The sequence below is a fragment of the Streptomyces sp. NPDC006207 genome, from assembly GCF_040613835.1.
GTDB lineage: Bacteria > Actinomycetota > Actinomycetes > Streptomycetales > Streptomycetaceae > Actinacidiphila.
Genome location: NZ_JBEXSX010000010.1, coordinates 84,257 through 105,384, shown reverse-complemented (window position 1 = coordinate 105,384; position 21,128 = coordinate 84,257). Strand labels below are relative to the sequence as shown.

17 protein-coding genes are annotated in these 21,128 nt (G+C 68.6%); 1 reads left to right on the top strand and 16 read right to left on the bottom strand.

The window, feature by feature from the left end:
• Window positions 1-2: 2 nt before the first annotated feature.
• The 9 genes from rpsC to ABZ312_RS10620 form a co-directional block, all read right to left on the bottom strand.
• Window positions 3-827 (bottom strand): 30S ribosomal protein S3, encoded by an 825-nt coding sequence (rpsC, locus tag ABZ312_RS10660; RefSeq protein WP_361800646.1) that lies wholly within the window; start codon window positions 825-827, stop codon window positions 3-5.
• A complete protein-coding gene (rplV, locus tag ABZ312_RS10655; protein ID WP_361800744.1) occupies window positions 827-1,174 on the bottom strand; it encodes a 50S ribosomal protein L22 in 348 nt (115 codons plus the stop codon). Before rplV ends, rpsC begins: the two co-directional genes overlap by 1 nt.
• Before the next feature lie 43 nt (window positions 1,175-1,217).
• Window positions 1,218-1,499 carry a 30S ribosomal protein S19 gene (gene rpsS, locus ABZ312_RS10650; protein WP_018558873.1) on the bottom strand — a complete coding sequence of 94 codons (282 nt, stop codon included), beginning with the start codon at window positions 1,497-1,499 and terminating at the stop codon, window positions 1,218-1,220.
• Window positions 1,500-1,511: 12 nt separating this feature from the next.
• Window positions 1,512-2,348: a large ribosomal subunit protein uL2 gene (gene rplB / locus ABZ312_RS10645; RefSeq protein ID WP_499513425.1), complete on the bottom strand. Its 837-nt coding sequence runs from the start codon at window positions 2,346-2,348 to the stop codon at window positions 1,512-1,514.
• Window positions 2,349-2,395: 47 nt separating this feature from the next.
• Window positions 2,396-2,722 carry an uL23 family ribosomal protein gene (rplW, locus tag ABZ312_RS10640; RefSeq protein ID WP_499513424.1) on the bottom strand — a complete coding sequence of 109 codons (327 nt, stop codon included), beginning with the start codon at window positions 2,720-2,722 and terminating at the stop codon, window positions 2,396-2,398.
• The gene (rplD, locus tag ABZ312_RS10635) at window positions 2,722-3,372 is read right to left on the bottom strand and encodes a 50S ribosomal protein L4 (protein WP_499513423.1); all 651 of its coding nucleotides are present in this window, start codon (window positions 3,370-3,372) and stop codon (window positions 2,722-2,724) included. Before rplD ends, rplW begins: the two co-directional genes overlap by 1 nt.
• A 4-nt stretch (window positions 3,373-3,376) precedes the next feature.
• Entirely contained in the window at window positions 3,377-4,021 is a 645-nt protein-coding gene (gene rplC, locus ABZ312_RS10630; RefSeq protein ID WP_431944486.1) for a 50S ribosomal protein L3, read from the bottom strand.
• Window positions 4,022-4,035: 14 nt separating this feature from the next.
• Window positions 4,036-4,344, bottom strand: coding sequence for a 30S ribosomal protein S10 (rpsJ, locus tag ABZ312_RS10625; RefSeq protein ID WP_014144312.1), 309 nt, complete (start codon window positions 4,342-4,344; stop codon window positions 4,036-4,038).
• Between the two features lie 392 nt (window positions 4,345-4,736).
• Window positions 4,737-5,918, bottom strand: a complete 1,182-nt coding sequence (locus tag ABZ312_RS10620) for a S8 family peptidase (protein ID WP_500328150.1) — start codon at window positions 5,916-5,918, stop codon at window positions 4,737-4,739.
• Window positions 5,919-6,119: 201 nt separating this feature from the next.
• On the opposite strand from ABZ312_RS10620, the gene ABZ312_RS10615 reads away from it, so the two are divergent.
• Window positions 6,120-8,159: a PIG-L family deacetylase gene (locus ABZ312_RS10615; RefSeq protein ID WP_500328151.1), complete on the top strand. Its 2,040-nt coding sequence runs from the start codon at window positions 6,120-6,122 to the stop codon at window positions 8,157-8,159.
• 134 nt (window positions 8,160-8,293) lie between these two features.
• On the opposite strand, the gene tuf is transcribed toward ABZ312_RS10615, so the two are convergent.
• From tuf to rpoB, 7 genes are all read right to left on the bottom strand, one after another.
• The gene (tuf, locus tag ABZ312_RS10610) at window positions 8,294-9,487 is read right to left on the bottom strand and encodes an elongation factor Tu (protein ID WP_018558866.1); all 1,194 of its coding nucleotides are present in this window, start codon (window positions 9,485-9,487) and stop codon (window positions 8,294-8,296) included.
• Window positions 9,488-9,647: 160 nt separating this feature from the next.
• Entirely contained in the window at window positions 9,648-11,777 is a 2,130-nt protein-coding gene (gene fusA / locus ABZ312_RS10605) for an elongation factor G (RefSeq protein ID WP_499513420.1), read from the bottom strand.
• 42 nt (window positions 11,778-11,819) lie between these two features.
• Window positions 11,820-12,290: a 30S ribosomal protein S7 gene (gene rpsG / locus ABZ312_RS10600; protein WP_018558864.1), complete on the bottom strand. Its 471-nt coding sequence runs from the start codon at window positions 12,288-12,290 to the stop codon at window positions 11,820-11,822.
• A 2-nt stretch (window positions 12,291-12,292) separates the two neighbouring features.
• Complete coding sequence (gene rpsL, locus ABZ312_RS10595) at window positions 12,293-12,664, bottom strand: 30S ribosomal protein S12 (RefSeq protein ID WP_014144289.1); 372 nt, start codon at window positions 12,662-12,664, stop codon at window positions 12,293-12,295.
• 300 nt (window positions 12,665-12,964) lie between these two features.
• Window positions 12,965-13,396: a DUF1707 and DUF4190 domain-containing protein gene (locus ABZ312_RS10590; protein WP_500328153.1), complete on the bottom strand. Its 432-nt coding sequence runs from the start codon at window positions 13,394-13,396 to the stop codon at window positions 12,965-12,967.
• 181 nt (window positions 13,397-13,577) lie between these two features.
• Window positions 13,578-17,477, bottom strand: coding sequence for a DNA-directed RNA polymerase subunit beta' (locus tag ABZ312_RS10585; protein ID WP_499513418.1), 3,900 nt, complete (start codon window positions 17,475-17,477; stop codon window positions 13,578-13,580).
• Between the two features lie 97 nt (window positions 17,478-17,574).
• Window positions 17,575-21,063: a DNA-directed RNA polymerase subunit beta gene (gene rpoB, locus ABZ312_RS10580; protein WP_500328154.1), complete on the bottom strand. Its 3,489-nt coding sequence runs from the start codon at window positions 21,061-21,063 to the stop codon at window positions 17,575-17,577.
• Window positions 21,064-21,128: the final 65 nt, after the last annotated feature.

Below are 21,128 nucleotides of genomic sequence, written 5' to 3'. Positions count from 1 at the left end.
GGTCAGGCCTCCGTTCCGGTGGTCTCCGCAGCCGGAGCCTCAGCGGTGGTCGCCTCGGCCTTGGGGGCCTGGGCGTCACCCTGGGGACGACGGCCACGGCCGCCGCGCTCGCCACCGCGGCGCTGCGGACGGTCGTTGCCACCGCCACGGGCCGGGCGGTTGCCGGCGCGGGCGGCAGCGTTCTCTGCGCGGACCTCGGCGATGTTCTTGACGTCGCCCTTGTAGATCCACACCTTCACACCGATGCGGCCGAAGGTCGTACGGGCCTCGAAGAAGCCGTAGTCGACGTTGGCGCGCAGCGTGTGCAGCGGAACGCGGCCCTCGCGGTAGAACTCCGAGCGGGACATCTCGGCGCCGCCGAGACGGCCACCGCACTGGATCTTGATGCCCTTGGCGCCGGCCTTCATCGTGCTCTGCATGCTCTTGCGCATGGCACGACGGAAGGAGACGCGGGAGGACAGCTGCTCGGCGACGGCCTGGGCCACCAGCTGAGCGTCCGTCTCCGGGTTCTTGACCTCGAGGATGTTCAGCTGGACCTGCTTGCCGGTCAGCTTCTCCAGGTCGCCGCGGATGCGGTCGGCCTCCGCGCCGCGACGGCCGATGACGATGCCCGGCCGGGCGGTGTGGATGTCGACGCGGACGCGGTCACGGGTGCGCTCGATCTCCACCTTGGAGATGCCGGCCCGCTCCATGCCCTGCGTCATCATCCGGCGGATGGCGACGTCTTCCTTGACGTAGTCCTTGTACAGCTTGTCGGCGTACCACCGGGACTTGAAGTCCGTGGTGATGCCGAGCCGGAACCCGTGCGGGTTAACCTTCTGGCCCATTACCGGGTTCCTTCCTTGCTGCTGACGACCACGGTGATGTGGCTGGTCCGCTTGCGGATCCGGTAGGCACGACCCTGGGCACGCGGACGGAACCGCTTCAGGGTCGGGCCCTCGTCGACGTACGCCTCGCTGATGTACAGCGACTCGGCGTCGGTGTGGTCGTAGTTGTGCGCGGCGTTGGCAATGGCGCTGTCGAGCACCTTGCCCACCGGCACGCTCGCGGCCTGCGGGGCGAAACGCAGGACCGCCTGAGCCTCCGTGGCGCTCATGCCACGGATGAGGTCCACCACGCGGCGGGCCTTCATGGGCGTGACGCGGATGTACCGCGCCTGGGCCCTGGCTTCCATGGTTGTCCCTTCGGTGTCTGTCATGGTCTTCGCTCTCCGCAGATCAGCGACGACGCGACTTGCGGTCGTCCTTCTCGTGGCCGCGGAAGGTGCGGGTCGGCGCGAACTCGCCGAGCTTGTGGCCGACCATCGACTCGGTGACAAACACCGGGACGTGCTTACGGCCGTCGTGCACCGCGATCGTGTGGCCCAGCATCGCCGGGATGATCATCGAGCGGCGGGACCAGGTCTTGATGACGTTGTGGGTACCGGCCTCGTTCTGAACGTCCACCTTCTTGATCAGGTGGTCGTCGACGAAGGGCCCCTTCTTGAGACTGCGCGGCATCTAAACCCGCTCCTAGCGCTTCTTGTTCGTCTTGCGGCGGCGGACGATGTACTTGCTGCTGGCCTTCTTCGGCGAGCGAGTACGACCCTCCTTCTGACCCCACGGGCTGACCGGGTGGCGACCACCGGAGGTCTTGCCCTCACCACCACCGTGCGGGTGGTCGACGGGGTTCATGGCCACACCGCGGACGGTCGGGCGGACGCCCTTCCAGCGCATACGGCCGGCCTTGCCCCAGTTGATGTTCGACTGCTCGGCGTTGCCGACCTCGCCGATGGTGGCGCGGCAGCGGGCGTCGACCAGGCGGACCTCACCGGACGGCATGCGGAGGGTGGCCATGGAGCCCTCCCTCGCCAGCAACTGGACGGAGGCACCGGCGCTGCGCGCCAGCTTCGCGCCGCCGCCGGGCCGCAGCTCGATGGCGTGGATGGTCGTACCCACCGGGATGTGACGCAGCGGGAGGTTGTTGCCGGGCTTGATGTCGGCGCCGGCGCCGTTCTCGATGCGGTCACCCTGGTTCAGCTTGGCCGGGGCCAGGATGTAGCGCTTCTCGCCGTCCGCGTAGTGCAGCAGCGCGATGCGAGCGGTGCGGTTGGGGTCGTACTCGATGTGCGCGACCTTGGCCGGCACGCCGTCCTTGTCGTGACGACGGAAGTCGATCACGCGGTAGGCGCGCTTGTGTCCACCACCCTGGTGGCGAACGGTCACACGACCGGTGTTGTTACGGCCGCCCTTGCTGTGCAGGGGGCGGACCAGCGACTTCTCCGGCGTGGACCGCGTGATCTCGACGAAGTCGGCGACGCTGGAGCCACGACGGCCCGGGGTCGTCGGCTTGTACTTGCGGATACCCATTTCTCAGTCCTCGGAAGATTCCGGACTTCTGAACGTTCCGGTCCCCGTTAGGAGACCGGGCCGCCGAAGATGTCGATGCGGTCGCCCTCAGCGAGGGTCACGATGGCGCGCTTGGTGTCCTTGCGCTTGCCGAAACCGGTCTTGGTGCGCTTGCGCTTGCCCTGACGGTTGATCGTGTTGACCCCGGTGACCTTGACCTGGAAGACCGCCTCGACGGCCTGCTTGATCTGGGTCTTGTTGGCACGCGGGTCGACGACGAACGTGTACTTGTTCTCGTCCAGCAGCGCGTAGCTCTTCTCGGAGACCACCGGCTTGACCAGGATGTCACGGTGGTCCGTGAAGGTCCGGCTGGTGATCGCGGTCTGCTCGGCCATCAGGCGTCGCTCCCTTCGGTCTCGGCGGCGCCGTTACCGATGAAGCGGTCGAAGGCGGCCTTGGTGAAGACCACGTCGTCGGAGACGAGCACGTCGTACGTGTTCAGCTGGCCGGCCTCCAGGATGTGCACCTGGGGCAGGTTGCGGGCGGACAGCCACGCGGCCTCTTCGGCGCGGTCGGCGACGAGCAGCACGTTCTTGCGGTCGCTGATCTTGCCCAGCAGCGTCTTGGCGGCCTTCGTCGACGGGGACTCGCCCTCGATGACGCCGGTCACGACGTGGATGCGGTTGTGACGCGCCCGGTCGGTGAGGGCACCGCGCAGGGCGGCGGCCTTCATCTTCTTCGGGGTCCGCTGCGAGTAGTCACGCGGCACGGGACCGTGCACGACGCCACCACCGGCGAACTGCGGAGCGCGGGTCGAACCCTGACGGGCGCGGCCGGTGCCCTTCTGGCGGTACGGCTTCTTGCCGCCACCGCGGACCTCGCCACGCGTCTTGACCTTGTGCGTGCCCTGACGGGCGGCGGCCAGCTGCGCCACGACGACCTGGTGGATCAGCGGGATGCTGACCTTCGCGTCGAAGATCTCGCCCGGGAGCTCAACGGTCCCGGCCTTGTCGCCCGCGGGCGACAGAATGTCAATGGTGCTCATATCCTCAGGCCCCCTTGGCCGCGGTGCGGACCAGGACGAGGCCGCCGTTCGGGCCGGGAACCGCGCCCTTGATGAGCAGCAGGCCCTTCTCCGCGTCAACGGCGTGGACGGTCAGGTTCTGGGTGGTGACCCGCTCGTTGCCCATGCGGCCCGCCATGCGCAGACCCTTGAACACACGGCCCGGGGTGGCGCAGCCACCGATGGAGCCGGGAGAGCGGTGCTTGCGCTGGGTGCCGTGTCCGGCGCCGAGGCCCTTGAAGTTGTGACGCTTCATGACACCGGCGAAGCCCTTGCCCTTGCTCTTGCCGGTGACGTCCACCTTCACGCCCGCCTCGAAGACCTCCGCGGTGATCTCCTGGCCGAGGGTGTACTCGGCGGCGTCGGAGGTGCGGAGCTCCACCAGGTGGCGGCGGGGGGTCACGTCGGCCTTGGCGAAGTGGCCCTTGAGGGGCTTGTTCACCTTGCGCGGGTCGATCTCGCCGAAGGCGATCTGGACCGACTCGTAACCGTCGACGTCGTTCGTACGGACCTGGGTCACGACGTTCGGGCCGGCCTTGACCACGGTCACCGGGACGACACGGTTGTTCTCGTCCCAGACCTGGGTCATGCCGAGCTTCTCGCCCAGGATGCCCTTGATCTGCTTAGCCATCTGTTCCGCGCCTCTCAGAGCTTGATCTCGATGTCAACGCCGGCCGGAAGGTCCAGGCGCATCAGCGAGTCAACGGTCTTGGGCGTCGGGTCGAGGATGTCGATCAGGCGCTTGTGCGTGCGCATCTCGAAGTGCTCGCGCGAGTCCTTGTACTTGTGCGGCGACTTGATGACGCAGTACACGTTCTTCTCAGTGGGCAGCGGCACCGGGCCCGCGACCTGCGCACCAGTACGCGTCACCGTCTCGACGATCTTCTTCGCCGAGGAGTCGATGACCTCGTGGTCGTAGGCCTTGAGCCGGATGCGGATCTTCTGTCCCGCCATGGCTACTTCGTAGTCCTGTCTGCTAGTCAGCGCTCTGGAACTCGGTGGTTCGACCGTCTTCTCCGACCCACGCGGTCGGGCGTGTCGCTTCCCTTCCCTTAAATCACCGCATGGCGGAGACCCTCAGGGAGGGGATACGTGGGAGAAGACACCCACCGAGCACCTGGTGAGCACCCCGCTGACGCTTCCCGGAAGATTCCCGTACGTCCGCCACCCCGCCTGGGGCGGAGAGTGACGACGAGTACTGTGGGACTCGCTTCCGGTCCTCCCGACGGGAGGCGCGCAGCATCGGCACTCGACCGAGCAACCCGGCTAGTCTGCCATACCGGACGCCTCGGACGCCAATCGGGGCGCAGTACCTTACCCCCCGCCGCCGCTCCCCCAAACCCGGGTCACAGTCCGGATGTGTACACCAGCAGGCGCGGGGTGCCGGCCGGGGCGTCGACGGGCACGCCGGACGTGGCGTTGGCCAGCAGCCAGGAGGCGAGGAAGGACGTGGAGACGTCCCCGTACGTGTCCTTGTAGAGCGCCGCCACCCCCGTGACGTGCGGGGCGGCCATCGAGGTGCCGCTCATGCGGACCAGGCCGCCGCCCATGGCCGCGGAGGTGATCCCCGTCCCCGGGGCACTGATGTCCACGCAGCCGCCCCAGTTGCTGAAGGACGCCTTGCGGTCCGACTCGTCGATCGCGGCGACGGTGAACGCGCCGGGCGCCGCGGCCGGGGAGGCCTGGCAGGCGTCCTCGTCGGAGTTGCCGGCGGCGACGGCCGGGAAGACCCCCGCGGCCGCCAGGCCCTCCACCGCACGGTCGGCCGTCTCGCTGCGGGCGCCGCCGGTCGACAGGTTGGCGACCGCGGGCTTCACCGCGTGGGCGGCCACCCAGTTCATCCCGGCGACCACGGTGGCCACCGAGCCACGGCCGTCGCAGCCCAGCACCCGCACCGAGACCAGCTTCGTCGCCCGGGCGACCCCGGTGGTGGCACCGCCGACCGTCCCGGCGACGTGCGTGCCGTGGCCGTTGCAGTCGGTGCCGTCCCGGCCGTCCCCCACCGCGTCGAATCCGGGCACCGCCCGTCCCCCGAACTCGGCGTGCCCGAAGTCGATGCCGGTGTCGATGACGTACGAGGTGACCTTGGCTCCCGTCGCCCGCACGCTGAAGGCGCCGCCGTCGTGGGCCCGGTTGCCGATCCGGGCCAGGCCCCAGGACGTCTCGGCGGCGGCCGCGGCCACCTGCGTCGCCGGCTTCGGTGCCGCGACCTCGGCGTCCTGCTCCACGGCCTCCACCCCGGGCACCGCGCGCAGCCGGGAGACCTGGCCGTCGGTCAGCCGGGCGGCGAAGCCCACCAGCGCGCTGGTGAACGTGAACATCGGCTGCGCCTCGACGCTGCGCAGCACCGAGCCCGGGTCCGTACCCGGCCGCAGCATCACCAGGTACTGCCCGGTGATGCCCCCCTGCGCCGCCATCCGCAGCGGGGCCCCGGGCGGCTCCGGCGTCGCGGCGGCCCCGCCGAGGGCGGGCAGGACGGCCGTCAGGACCGCGGCGACGACCACTGCCCGGCGCTGGGACAGGCGCATGGCGGGCTCCTCGGGGGACTCGTACGGGTGTGCACCGAACGTCACAAGTCGTAACACCGAGTGGTCACCCGCTGCTCGCGCAGCGTGCCAATCGGGCGAGCGGGTGAGGGGACGCCCCGATGACGTACACGCGTCGCCCGAGTGGCGCACGTCGCGGCGGTGCCCCGCAACCTCCCGGGCGGAACGGCCCTCTAGCGTGGCGTGAAGATCGTCCCCACCCGTCGGCGCTTCCTCGCCGCGTTCGCCACCGGCTCCGCGGCCCTCGCCCTGGGCGGCTGCTCCCGGTCCGCGGGCCCGGCCACCGGTCCGGCGCCCGCCCCCCTGGCGTTCCGCGCCCCGGCGGGCGGGGCGCGGCTGTTCCAGGTGCTGGCGCACCCCGACGACGAGCTGTACTTCATGAACCCCGACACCGTGCAGGCCGTCGAGGCGGGCGTCCCCGTGGTGTCGGTCTACGTCACCGCGGGCGAGGCGCACGGGGTCAACCGCCCACCGGGACGGCCGCGTCCGGCCCCCGACAAGGCCGCCTACTCCGCCGCCCGTCACCAGGGCCTGCGGCAGGCGTACGCGGCGATGCTGGGCGCCGACATCTTCACGCCCTGGCGGCGCGGCACCACGCGGCTGGCCCACGGCATGACCGCCGAGGTCGACACGCTGCGCGTGGGCGACCGGGAAGCGGTGCTGGTCTTCCTCAACCTCGCCATGCACGGCACGACCGACAGGGTCGGGCTGCCGCAGCTGTGGCAGCTGCCCGGCATGACCCTGCCGACCTTCACCTCGGCGGGCTCACCGAACGCCGCCAGGGACACCTACACCCACGAGGTCCTGGTGGACGTGCTCGCCGGACTGCTGCGGCACCACCGGCCGACCCTCGTCCACACCCTCGACCCCGACCCGGACATGGAGGCCAACGCGGCCACCCGGCGACGGGACGTCGAGCAACTCGGCTACAGCGACCACTGGGACCACACCGCGACCGCGCTGTTCGCCTGGAAGGCGATCGCCCGCTACGCCGAGGACGTCGCCCGCAGCGAAGGCATCGCGCCCGCCTTCCTGACGACGGCCTACCGCGGCTACTACAACCACCACTGGCCCTACAACCTCCCGCCCGCGCTGCTGCGCCGGAAGGCCGGCTACCTCGCCCCGTACGGAGGCGCCCCGGACTGGCCGTGCGGCGACCCCTCCGGCTGCGGCGACTACCAGGTCGGCATGGGCAGACCGCTCGCCAACCGCAAGGGCTGGGTGCGCAGCACCCACTACCGCCACCCCGGCGCCCGCCTCGTACCGGGGACCGACGCGCAGGGGCGGCTGGTCGCCCACGGCGTGCTCGGCACACGCGCGGTGCGCTGGCGGGAGACCGCCCCCGGCAGCGGGCGCTGGGGCACGCCGCGGGACCTGGGCGGCGGACCGCTCGCCCCCGCGCTGAGCGTCGTCACCGACCCGGCCGGCGGCGGACCCCTGCTGTTCGCGCTGCGGTTCGCCGCCCTGGAGAGCGACCGGGCGGCCAACACCCGTGACGTCGTGGTGCTGGCGGAGGGCCGTGACTGGGTGGGACTGGGCTCGCCCGAGGACGACCCGGACCGGGGGCGCAGGATCGGCGTCCCCGTCGCGGTGGCCGCGCCGGACCGACGGGTGCACCTGTTCGTGCGCAACGCGGCCAAGGGCCTGAGCACGCGCGTACGGGAGCCCGACGGCACGTGGACCGGCTGGCAGGACCTGGGCGGCGGCGAGGTGCAGGACGGGCTGAGCGCGGTCGTGGACCGCGACGGGAGGGTGCACGTGTTCGCCGCCGGGCGGACCGCCGTGCACCACTGGTCCCAGGACGCGCCGGGCCGGCCGCTCCTCTGCCGCGTGCTGACCGCGCTGCCGGGGCCCGCCGACCCCCCGGCGGCCGCGGCGGAGCCCGACGGCTCGCTGTCCCTGGTCTACCGCCTGCCCGCGAGCGACGGACTCCTCGTCCACCGGCTCGGCGTGGTCAGGGCGGCGCTCGGGCCCGGCCGGCCGCGGCTCTTCGACGGTTACGGTCCCCTCGCCCAGGCCCACGGGCTGCTCGCCGGACGCGCCGCCGACGGTGCCGTCCACGTCGCCGGCCTCGCGCACCCGGCCGGCGCGCTGCGCCGGGGCGCCCCCGGGTACGGCTTCCCGGCCCTGCACACCCGCCCCGGGGCCCGGCCGGCCGTCGTGGGCTTCGGGACCGACGCCACGCCCTGGATCTGGCGGCCGGAGCTGCGCACCCCGGTCTAGCCCGCCGGCCCCCGGCGGCTTCCGGGCCCGGGCCCCGGAGCCCCCGAACGCCGAAGGCCCCGGCCCACCGCGTGAACGGTGGGCCGGGGCCCTCGTACAGCTCGCCTACGGCAAGCGGCAGATCGCCGGGATCCTTACTTCAGGATCTTGGTGACCTGGCCGGCGCCGACGGTCCGGCCACCCTCGCGGATGGCGAACTTCAGGCCCTCCTCCATGGCGATCGGCTGGATCAGCGCGACCGTCATGGCGGTGTTGTCGCCCGGCATGACCATCTCGGTGCCCTCGGGGAGGGTCACGACGCCGGTCACGTCCGTGGTACGGAAGTAGAACTGCGGGCGGTAGTTGTTGAAGAACGGGGTGTGACGGCCACCCTCGTCCTTCGACAGGATGTAGGCCTGGGCCTCGAAGTCGGTGTGCGGCGTGACCGTACCCGGCTTGATGATGACCTGGCCGCGCTCGACGTCCTCGCGCTTGATGCCGCGGAGCAGCAGACCGACGTTCTCACCGGCCTGGCCCTCGTCGAGCAGCTTGCGGAACATCTCGATGCCGGTGACCGTGGTGGTGGTCTTCTCGGTCTTGATGCCGATGATGTCGACGGTCTCGTTGACCTTGAGGATGCCGCGCTCGATACGACCGGTGACGACGGTGCCACGACCGGTGATCGTGAAGACGTCCTCGATCGGCATCAGGAACGGCTTGTCGACGTCGCGCTCGGGGGTGGGGACGGACTCGTCCACGGCCTTCATCAGGCCGAGGAGCTTCTCGCCCCACTCCTTGTCGCCCTCCAGCGCCTTCAGCGCGGAGACGCGGACGACCGGCAGGTCGTCGCCCGGGAACTCGTACTCGGAGAGCAGCTCACGGACCTCGAGCTCGACGAGCTCCAGGATCTCCTCGTCGTCCACCATGTCGGCCTTGTTCAGGGCGACGACGATGTAGGGAACGCCGACCTGGCGGGCCAGGAGCACGTGCTCCTTGGTCTGCGGCATCGGACCGTCGGTGGCGGCGACCACGAGGATGGCGCCGTCCATCTGCGCGGCACCGGTGATCATGTTCTTGATGTAGTCCGCGTGACCCGGGCAGTCGACGTGCGCGTAGTGACGCGCGTCCGTCTGGTACTCGACGTGCGCGATGGAGATGGTGATACCGCGCTGCCGCTCCTCCGGCGCCTTGTCGATCTGGTCGAACGGCGTGAAGGGGTTCAGGTCCGGGTACGCGTCGTGCAGCACCTTGGTGATCGCAGCGGTAAGAGTGGTCTTACCGTGGTCGATGTGACCGATGGTGCCGATGTTGACGTGCGGCTTAGTCCGCTCGAACTTCGCCTTCGCCACTGGGGTCCTCCTGTGGAGTTGCTGTACGCCTTACTTCATCGGCGCCAGGGTGATCTTTGCTGGGTTACGGGCGGCCGGGGCATCCGACGCTCCCCTTGCGGTTCGCGGCGGAATGCCCCCAAGCCTCCCGGTCAAGCCTAGTGCGGGAACAACTGCTGGGTTACTCGCCCTTGGCCTTCGCGATGATCTCCTCGGCGACGTTCTTGGGAACCTCGGCGTAGGAGTCGAACTGCATCGAGTAGCTCGCGCGACCCGACGTCTTGCTGCGGAGGTCGCCGACGTAGCCGAACATCTCCGACAGCGGTACCAGGCCCTTGACGACCCGGGCACCACTGCGCTCCTCCATGGCCTGGATCTGGCCACGGCGGGAGTTGAGGTCGCCGATGACGTCGCCCATGGACTCCTCGGGCGTGGTGACCTCGACGGCCATCATCGGCTCGAGGAGGACGGGGCTCGCCTTGCGGGCGCCCTCCTTGAAGGCCTGCGAACCGGCGATCTTGAACGCCAGCTCGGAGGAGTCGACCTCGTGGTAGCCACCGTCGAGAAGGGTGACGCGGACGCCGACCATCTCGTAGCCGGCCAGGATGCCGAACTTCATGGCCTCCTGGGCACCGGAGTCCACCGACGGGATGTACTCGCGGGGGATGCGGCCACCGGTGACCTTGTTGACGAACTCGTAGGAGGCGTCTCCGCCCTCCAGCGGCTCCAGCGAGATCTGCACCTTCGCGAACTGGCCGGTACCGCCGGTCTGCTTCTTGTGCGTGTAGTCGATCCGCTCGACCGCCTTGCGGATGGTCTCGCGGTAGGCGACCTGGGGCTTGCCCACGTTCGCCTCGACCTTGAACTCGCGCTTCATGCGGTCGACCAGCACCTCGAGGTGCAGTTCGCCCATGCCGCCGATGATCGTCTGGCCGGTCTCCTCGTCCGAGTGGACCTGGAAGGAGGGGTCCTCCTCCGAGAGGCGCTGGATGGCGACACCCAGCTTCTCCTGGTCGCCCTTGGACTTGGGCTCGATCGCGACCTGGATGACCGGAGCCGGGAAGTCCATGGACTCCAGGATCACCGGGTTCTTGTCGTCGGACAGCGTCTCACCGGTGGTGGTCTGCTTCAGGCCCATGACGGCGACGATGTCGCCGGCGCCCACCGAGTCGATCTCCTCACGCTTGTTCGCGTGCATGCGGTAGATCTTGCCGATGCGCTCCTTCTTGCCCTTGACGGAGTTCAGCACGGAGCTGCCGGACTCCAGGCGGCCCGAGTACACCCGGACGAAGGTGAGCTTGCCGAGGTGCGGGTCGCTCATGATCTTGAACGCGAGGCCGGAGAAGGGCTCGTCGTCCGAGGGCTTGCGCTTGATGATCTGCTCGGCGTCGCCGACGGCGTGGCCCTCGATGGCCTCGACGTCCAGCGGCGAGGGCAGGTACCGCACGACCGCGTCGAGCAGGGGCTGGACGCCCTTGTTCTTGAACGCGGTTCCGCAGAACACCGGGGTGACGGTGACGGAGCCCGCGCCGCCCTTGGAGGCGAGGGTGATGCGGCGGATGGCCGCCATCAGCTGCTCCTGGCTGGGCTCGGTGCCCTCCAGGTACAGCTCCATCATCTCTTCGTCGTTCTCGGCGACGGCCTCGAGCAGCTTGCCGCGCCACTCGTCGGCGGCCTCGGTGTGGGTGTCGGGGATGTCGACGACGTCGTACATCTCGCCCTTGGTGGCCTCGGCGGACCACACGAGGGCCTTCATCTGGACGAGGTCGACCACGCCCTTGAAGTCGGCCTCGGCACCGATCGGCAGCTGCATGACCAGCGGAACCGCACCGAGGCGGTCCACGATCATGTCGACGCAGCGGTGGAACTCGGCGCCGGTGCGGTCGAGCTTGTTGACGAAGCAGATGCGCGGCACACCGTAGCGGTCCGCCTGACGCCAGACGGTCTCGGACTGCGGCTCGACACCGGCGACACCGTCGAACACCGTCACGGCACCGTCGAGCACGCGCAGCGAGCGCTCCACCTCGACGGTGAAGTCGACGTGACCCGGGGTGTCGATGATGTTGATGGTGTGGTCGACGTTCTCCAGCGGCCAGTGGCAGGTCGTCGCGGCCGACGTGATCGTGATGCCGCGCTCCTGCTCCTGCTCCATCCAGTCCATGGTGGCAGCGCCGTCGTGGACTTCGCCGATCTTGTACGAGACACCGGTGTAGAACAGGATCCGCTCGGTGGTCGTCGTCTTGCCCGCGTCGATGTGGGCCATGATCCCGATGTTGCGGACCCTGGCCAGGTCAAGTGAAGTGGTAGCCATAAGGCTTCAGTCTTCTCTCGGTTCTCTCGATGGGGGCGCGGACTACCAGCGGTAGTGCGCGAAGGCCTTGTTGGACTCGGCCATCTTGTGGGTGTCCTCGCGACGCTTCACCGCGGCGCCCAGACCGTTGCTGGCGTCCATCAGCTCGTTCATCAGACGCTCGGTCATGGTCTTCTCGCGGCGGGCGCGGGAGTAACCCACCAGCCAGCGCAGCGCCAGGGTGTTGGCGCGGCCGGGGCGGACCTCGATCGGCACCTGGTAGGTCGCGCCACCGACACGGCGGGACTTGACCTCGAGGGAGGGCTTGACGTTCTCCAGGGCGCGCTTGAGCGTGATGACCGGGTCCTGCCCGGTCTTCTCGCGCAGGCCCTCGAGGGCGCCGTACACGATGCGCTCGGCGGTGGAGCGCTTGCCGTGCAGCAGGATCTTGTTGACGAGCGACGTCACCAGAGGAGAACCGTAGACCGGGTCGATGATGACCGGGCGCTTCGGGGCGGGGCCCTTACGAGGCATTCTTACTTCTCCTTCTTGGCGCCGTAGCGGCTGCGGGCCTGCTTGCGGTTCTTGACACCCTGGGTGTCGAGCGAGCCGCGGATGATCTTGTAGCGAACACCCGGCAGGTCCTTCACACGGCCACCACGCACGAGCACGATGGAGTGCTCCTGCAGGTTGTGACCCTCACCCGGGATGTAAGCGGTGACCTCGATGCCGCTGGTCAGTCGCACACGCGCGACCTTGCGCAGGGCAGAGTTCGGCTTCTTCGGGGTGGTCGTGTAGACGCGCGTGCAGACGCCGCGGCGCTGAGGGGAACCCTTCAGTGCGGGCGTCTTGTTCTTCTCGACCTTGTCCTGCCGGCCCTTTCGGACCAGCTGCTGGATCGTAGGCACCGTTTCTCCGGTTTCTGTGTGCCGACTCGATACTTCTAACCTGGGGTTTCAGCGGCTCACGCCGACCCACGCGGTCGGGTGTGTCGCGCACCTCATACGATTTCCGCCGAAGCGAAACTGCATATTTGTCGGTGTATCGGCCTCGGTGTCCCGCACGGACAAGTGCACGCACGAGAACCCGGGCACACCCCAGGCACAAGGTCAGAGCGTACCCAGCGCCCAGCCTTCGGTCAAAACATATGGTCTCGGCCGATGCCGCACCCTCCCGCCGGGCCCCGCGGGGAGCTCGCGAGAACGCACTCAGCCGTGACTGACCGCCACTACCACCATAACGACGATCGCCGTGATCGCGACCGTGAACGCGGTCAGAAGGTACCCCATCACCAGTCCGCACACCGCGAGCGCGTCGCCCCGCTCGCCCGTGCGCCGGATCTCCCGGCGCGCCATGTGCCCCAGCACCACGGCCGGTATCCCGGGGATCACCAGTCCGAACATGCCCACCGCACCGCAGACCAGCGAGGCGACCGCCTTGGCGTTGACCGGCGGCGGAGGCGCGGGGAGCCGGCGTGGGCGCGGGATGTCCGCGGTGAGCCCGTACAGCTCCTGGTACGTCACCGCCTGGTAGGCCAGCCCGACCCGGTCCTCGAACTCCGGCTGGGTCAACCGCCCTTCGGTGAACGCAGCCTTGAGCACGTCCACCGTACGCTCGCGATCATCGTTCGCAGCCCGCATCGCTCCATTATGCCCGGAAAACCACGTTCCCAGGACGCCCCGTCACACGGTCGGCCGGTCCGTGCCGCCCCTCCCCCGCCCGTACCGCCCTGGAAGGCCCCCACAGGCCCGTCCAGGGCGGCACAAAGCCGCTGGGCGGCCACCCCGAGGGATGGCCGCCCAGCGGCTTCGAGCGGACGACTCAGCCGTTGTACGGGCCGTAGTCGTAGTCCTCCAGCGGGACGGCCTGGCCGGAGCCGGTGCCGAACGGGCTGTAGTCGATGTCGTCGTAGCCGACGGCCGAGTACATCGCGGCCTTGGCCTCCTCGGTCGGCTCGACCCGGATGTTGCGGTAGCGGGACAGACCCGTACCGGCCGGGATGAGCTTACCGATGATGACGTTCTCCTTGAGGCCCAGCAGCGAGTCGGACTTGGCGTGGATCGCCGCGTCGGTGAGGACCCGGGTCGTCTCCTGGAAGGAGGCGGCCGACAGCCAGGACTCGGTGGCCAGCGAGGCCTTGGTGATACCCATCAGCTGCGGACGGCCGGAGGCCGGGTGGCCACCCTCCGCCACGACCCGACGGTTCTCGGTCTCGAAGCGGCCGCGCTCGACCAGCTCGCCCGGCAGCAGCTCCGCGTCGCCGGACTCGATGATCGTCACCCGGCGGAGCATCTGCCGGATGATGATCTCGATGTGCTTGTCGTGGATCGACACACCCTGCGAGTTGTAGACCTTCTGGACCTCCCCGACCAGGTGGACCTGGACGGCCCGCTGACCCAGGATGCGCAGCACGTCGTGCGGGTTGGTGGCACCCACGGTCAGCTTCTCGCCGACCTCGACGTGGTCGCCCTCGCCCACCAGCAGCCGGGCACGCTTGGAGATCGGGTAGGCGATCTCCTCGGCACCGTCGTCCGGGGTGATGACGATCTTCTTGGTCTTCTCGGTCTCCTCGATCCGGATGCGGCCCGCCGCCTCCGAGATCGGGGCGACACCCTTGGGGGTACGCGCCTCGAAGAGCTCGACGACACGCGGCAGACCCTGCGTGATGTCGTCACCGGCCACACCACCGGTGTGGAAGGTACGCATCGTCAGCTGGGTGCCGGGCTCACCGATGGACTGGGCGGCGATGATGCCGACCGCCTCACCGATGTCCACCAGCTTGCCGGTCGCGAGCGAACGGCCGTAGCACATCGCGCAGGTGCCCACCGCGGACTCGCAGGTCAGGACCGAGCGGGTCTTGACCTCCTCGACGCCGTTGTGGATGAGCTGCTCGATGAGCACGTCGCCCAGGTCGGTGCCGGCGGTGGCCAGCACCTTGCCGTCCACCACGACGTCCTCGGCGAGGCAGCGCGCGTACACGCTGGTCTCGACGTCGTCCGTCTTGCGCAGCGAACCGTCCTCGGAGCGCTCGGCGATCGCCAGCTTGAGGCCGCGCTCGGTGCCGCAGTCCTCCTCGCGGATGATGACGTCCTGGGAGACGTCGACCAGACGACGCGTCAGGTAACCGGAGTCGGCGGTACGCAGAGCGGTGTCCGCGAGACCCTTACGGGCACCGTGGGTGGAGATGAAGTACTCCAGCACGGTGAGACCCTCGCGGAACGACGCCTTGATCGGCCGCGGGATGGTCTCGTTCTTCGCGTTGGACACCAGGCCACGCATACCCGCGATCTGACGCATCTGCATCATGTTTCCGCGGGCACCCGAGTCGACCATCATGAAGATCGGGTTGGTCTTCGGGAAGTTCGCGTTCATCGCCTCGGCGACCTCGTTGGTCGCCTTGGTCCAGATCGCGATGAGCTCCTGCGTGCGCTCGTCCTTGGTGATCAGACCGCGCTCGTACTGCTTCTGGACCTTCTCGTCCTGAGCCTCGTAGCCCGCGATGATGGCCTTCTTGGCCTCGGGCACGACGACGTCGGAGATGGCCACGGTGACACCGGAACGGGTCGCCCAGTGGAAACCGGACGCCTTCAGGTTGTCGAGCGTCGCCGCCACGATGACCTTCGGGTAGCGCTCGGCGAGATCGTTGACGATCTCGGAGAGCTGCTTCTTGCCCACCGGGTAGTCCACGAACGGGTAGTCCTCGGGCAGCAGCTCGTTGAAGAGCGCACGGCCCAGGGTCGTGTTCAGCCGGAAGGAGTCGCCCAGCTGCCAGGGCTCCTCGCCCTCGACGTCCGCCGGCGGGGTCCAGCCACGCGGCGGGACGGTGCCGATCGGGAACCGGATGTCGATCCGCGACTGGAGCGAGAGCTCGCGCGCGTCGAAGGCCATGATCGCCTCGGCGGTCGAGCCGAACGCCCGGCCCTCACCCCGGAGCTCGCGCTCCTCCGCGTCCGTGGTGAGGAAGAACAGACCCAGGACCATGTCCTGCGTCGGCATCGTCACCGGACGGCCGTCGGCGGGCTTGAGGATGTTGTTCGAGGACAGCATCAGGATGCGGGCCTCGGCCTGCGCCTCCGCGGACAGCGGCAGGTGCACGGCCATCTGGTCGCCGTCGAAGTCCGCGTTGAACGCGGTGCAGACGAGCGGGTGGATCTGGATGGCCTTGCCCTCGACCAGCTGCGGCTCGAAGGCCTGGATGCCGAGGCGGTGCAGGGTCGGCGCACGGTTCAGCAGCACCGGGTGCTCGGCGATGACCTCTTCGAGCACGTCGTACACGACCGTGCGGCCGCGCTCGACCATGCGCTTGGCCGACTTGATGTTCTGCGCGTGGTTCAGGTCCACCAGGCGCTTCATCACGAACGGCTTGAAGAGCTCCAGCGCCATGGCCTTGGGCAGACCGCACTGGTGCAGCTTGAGCTGCGGGCCGACGACGATGACCGAACGGGCCGAGTAGTCGACGCGCTTGCCGAGCAGGTTCTGGCGGAACCGGCCCTGCTTGCCCTTGAGCATGTCGGACAGCGACTTCAGCGGACGGTTGCCGGGGCCCGTGACCGGGCGACCACGACGGCCGTTGTCGAAGAGCGCGTCGACGGCCTCCTGGAGCATGCGCTTCTCGTTGTTCACGATGATCTCGGGGGCACCGAGGTCGAGGAGGCGCTTGAGGCGGTTGTTGCGGTTGATGACGCGGCGGTACAGGTCGTTCAGGTCGGAGGTCGCGAAGCGGCCACCGTCCAGCTGCACCATCGGACGCAGGTCCGGCGGGATCACCGGGACGCAGTCCAGCACCATGCCCTGGGGCTTGTTGGTGGTCTGCAGGAACGCGGAGACGACCTTGAGGCGCTTGAGCGCACGGGTCTTCTTCTGGCCCTTGCCGGTACGGATGATCTCGCGGAGCTTGGCGGCCTCCTCGTCCAGGTCGAAGGACTCCAGGCGCTTTTGCAGCGCCGCGGCACCCATCGAACCCTGGAAGTAGGTGCCGAAGCGCTCCCGCAGCTCGCGGTAGAGCAGCTCGTCACCCTCCAGGTCCTGGACCTTGAGGTTCTTGAAGCGGGACCACACCTCGTCGAGCCGGTCCAGCTCGCGCTGGGCGCGGTCGCGCAGCTGCTTCATCTCCCGCTCGGCGCCCTCGCGCACCTTGCGGCGCACGTCGGACTTGGCGCCCTCGGCCTCCAGCTCGCCGAGGTCGGCCTCGAGCTTCTTCTGCCGGGACTCGATGTCGGAGTCACGGCGCTGCTCGATCTGCTGACGCTCGACGGAGACCTGGGCCTCCAGCGAGGGCAGGTCGCGGGTACGACGCTCGTCGTCCACCCACGTGATCATGTAGGCGGCGAAGTAGATGACCTTCTCGAGGTCCTTCGGGGCGAGGTCGAGCAGGTAGCCCAGCCGCGACGGAACGCCCTTGAAGTACCAGATGTGGGTCACGGGGGCGGCCAGCTCGATGTGGCCCATCCGCTCACGACGCACCTTGGCGCGAGTGACCTCGACGCCGCAGCGCTCACAGATGATGCCCTTGAAGCGGACACGCTTGTACTTGCCGCAGTAGCACTCCCAGTCCCGGGTGGGGCCGAAGATCTTCTCGCAGAAGAGTCCGTCCTTCTCGGGCTTCAGGGTGCGGTAGTTGATGGTCTCAGGCTTCTTGACCTCGCCATGGGACCACTGTCGGATGTCGTCCGCGGTCGCAAGGCCGATCCGCAGCTCGTCGAAGAAGTTGACGTCGAGCACTTTGTCGTCAATCCCTCTTTCGGGGTCGAAAGTCAAACATGTCTGAACGGTCCGGGGGAGGCGGGGAGCTGCTCACGGCAGCTCCCCGGCCGGCCCGTCAGACCTCTTCGACGCTGCTCGGCTCGCGCCGGGACAGGTCGATACCGAGCTCCTCCGCCGCGCGGAAGACGTCCTCGTCCGTGTCGCGCATCTCGATGGACATGCCGTCCGAGGACAGCACCTCCACGTTGAGGCAGAGCGACTGCATTTCCTTGATGAGCACCTTGAAGGACTCGGGAATGCCCGGCTCGGGGATGTTCTCGCCCTTGACGATCGCCTCGTAGACCTTCACGCGGCCCAGGACGTCGTCGGACTTGATGGTGAGGAGTTCCTGCAGCGCGTAGGCCGCGCCGTACGCCTCAAGGGCCCACACCTCCATCTCACCGAAGCGCTGACCACCGAACTGCGCCTTACCACCCAGCGGCTGCTGGGTGATCATCGAGTACGGACCGGTGGAACGGGCGTGCAGCTTGTCGTCCACCAGGTGGTGCAGCTTGAGGATGTACATGTAGCCGACCGAGATCGGGTCCGGGAACGGCTCGCCGGAGCGGCCGTCGAAGAGCCGGGCCTTGCCGGAGGGCAGCACCAGGCGCTGGCCGTCGCGGTTCGGGATCGTGGCCTCGAAGAGACCGGCGATCTCGTCCTCGCGGGCACCGTCGAACACCGGGGTGGCGACGTTGGTGCCGGCCTCCACCTGGTCGGCGCCGATCGCCGTGAGGCGCTGCGCCCACTCGTCGCCGATGCCGGAGACGTCCCAGCCCTGGGCGGCGAGCCAGCCGAGGTGGATCTCCAGGACCTGTCCCGGGTTCATCCGGGACGGGACACCCAGAGGGTTGAGGATGATGTCGACCGCGGTGCCGTCCTCCAGGAACGGCATGTCCTCGATCGGCAGGATCTTGGAGATGACGCCCTTGTTGCCGTGGCGGCCGGCGAGCTTGTCACCGTCGGTGATCTTGCGCTTCTGTGCCACGTAGACGCGGACCAGCTGGTTCACGCCGGGCGGCAGCTCGTCGCCCTCCTCGCGGTCGAAGACGCGCACGCCGATGACCTTGCCGGTCTCGCCGTGCGGCACCTTCAGCGAGGTGTCACGGACCTCACGGGCCTTCTCGCCGAAGATCGCGCGCAGCAGGCGCTCCTCCGGGGTCAGCTCGGTCTCGCCCTTCGGGGTGACCTTGCCGACCAGGATGTCGCCGGCGACGACCTCGGCACCGATGCGGATGATGCCGCGCTCGTCGAGGTCGGCCAGGACCTCCTCGGAGACGTTCGGGATGTCCCGGGTGATCTCCTCGGGGCCGAGCTTGGTGTCACGGGCGTCGACCTCGTGCTCCTCGATGTGGATCGAGGAGAGGACGTCGTCCTGCACCAGACGCTGGCTGAGGATGATCGCGTCCTCGTAGTTGTGGCCCTCCCACGGCATGAACGCCACCAGGAGGTTCTTGCCCAGCGCCATCTCACCACGCTCGGTGGACGGGCCGTCGGCAAGCACCTGGCCGGCGATCACGCGGGCGCCCTCGTCCACGACGACCTTCTGGTTGAAGGACGTGCCCTGGTTCGAGCGGGAGAACTTGGCGACCCGGTAGGTGTTGTAGGTGCCGTCGTCGTTGGCGACGGTGACGTAGTCCGCGGAGACCTCCTGGACCACACCGTCCTTGTCGGCCTTGATGACGTCACCGGCGTCGACCGCGCAGCGGTACTCCATGCCGGTGCCGACCAGCGGGGCCTGCGCCTTGAGCAGCGGCACGGCCTGGCGCATCATGTTCGATCCCATGAGCGCGCGGTTGGCGTCGTCGTGCTCGAGGAACGGGATCATGGCGGTCGCGACCGACACCATCTGGCGCGGCGAGACGTCCATGTAGTCGACGTCCTCACCGGGGACGTAGTCGATCTCGCCACCACGGCGGCGCACCAGGACGCGCGACTCCGCGAAGCGGTTGTCGTCGGTCAGCGGGGCGTTCGCCTGGGCGATGACGAAGCGGTCCTCCTCGTCGGCCGTGAGGAAGTTGACCTCGTCGGTGACGACACCGTTCTCGTCGACCTTGCGGTACGGGGTCTCCACGAAACCGAACGCGTTGACCCGGCCGTAGGAGGCCAGCGAGCCGATCAGACCGATGTTCGGGCCTTCGGGGGTCTCGATCGGGCACATGCGTCCGTAGTGGGACGGGTGCACGTCACGGACCTCGAAGCCGGCCCGCTCACGGGACAGACCACCGGGGCCCAGCGCGGACAGACGGCGCTTGTGGGTCAGGCCCGACAGCGGGTTCGTCTGGTCCATGAACTGGGACAGCTGGCTGGTGCCGAAGAACTCCTTGATGGAGGCGACGACCGGCCGGATGTTGATCAGGGTCTGCGGCGTGATCGCCTCGACGTCCTGGGTGGTCATCCGCTCGCGGACGACACGCTCCATACGGGCCAGACCCGTACGGACCTGGTTCTGGATGAGCTCGCCGACGTTGCGCAGACGACGGTTGCCGAAGTGGTCGATGTCGTCGACCTCGACGACCACGGAGGAACCGTTGTCGCCGGTGGTCTCGGTCTCGCCCGCGTGCAGCTTGACCAGGTACTTGATCGCCGAGATGACGTCCTCGACGGTCAGCACGCCGGCGTCGAGCGGCGCGTCGGCACCCAGCTTCTTGTTGATCTTGTAGCGGCCGACCTTGGCCAGGTCGTAGCGCTTGGGGTTGAAGTAGAGGTTCTCCAGCAGCGTCTGCGCGGCCTCACGGGTCGGCGGCTCGCCCGGACGCAGCTTGCGGTAGATGTCCAGCAGCGCGTCGTCCTGGCCCTGGGTGTGGTCCTTCTCCAGGGTGGCGCGCATGGACTCGTACTCGCCGAACTCCTCGAGGATCTGCTCGGTGGTCCAGCCGAGCGCCTTCAGGAGGACGGTCACGGACTGCTTGCGCTTGCGGTCGATGCGGACACCGACCATGTCGCGCTTGTCGATCTCCATCTCCAGCCAGGCACCACGGGAGGGGATGACCTTGGCGGAGTAGATGTCCTTGTCGGACGTCTTGTCGATCTGGCTGTCGAAGTAGACACCCGGCGAGCGCACCAGCTGGGACACCACGACACGCTCGGTGCCGTTGATGACGAAGGTGCCCTTGTTGGTCATGAGCGGGAAGTCGCCCATGAAGACCGTCTGGGACTTGATCTCGCCGGTCTCGTTGTTGGTGAACTCGGCCGTGACGAAGAGCGGGGCCGCGTACGTGAAGTCGCGCTCCTTGCACTCGTCGATCGAGTTCTTCGGAGGCTCGAAACGGTGGTCGCGGAAGGTCAGCGACATCGACCCGGAGAAGTCCTCGATCGGCGAGATCTCCTCGAAGATCTCCTCCAGACCGGACTTGGTGGGGACGTCCTGGCCACTGTCCAGGGCCGCCTCGACGCGAGCCTTCCAGGCGGCGTTGCCGAGGAGCCAGTCAAAGCTCTCGGTCTGCAGCGCGAGGAGGTTCGGGACCTCGAGGGGCTCCTTGATCTTCGCGAAAGAGATGCGCAGCGGGGCGGTGCTTGCGCCGTTGTTCGAATTGGCAGTCGAGGCGTTGCGCGAGGCGGCCAAGAGGGGGTCCTTCCGAGGGCTCGGACTCACTACGCGCGTACCGGCTTCCGCCCCCGGGCGCAGAC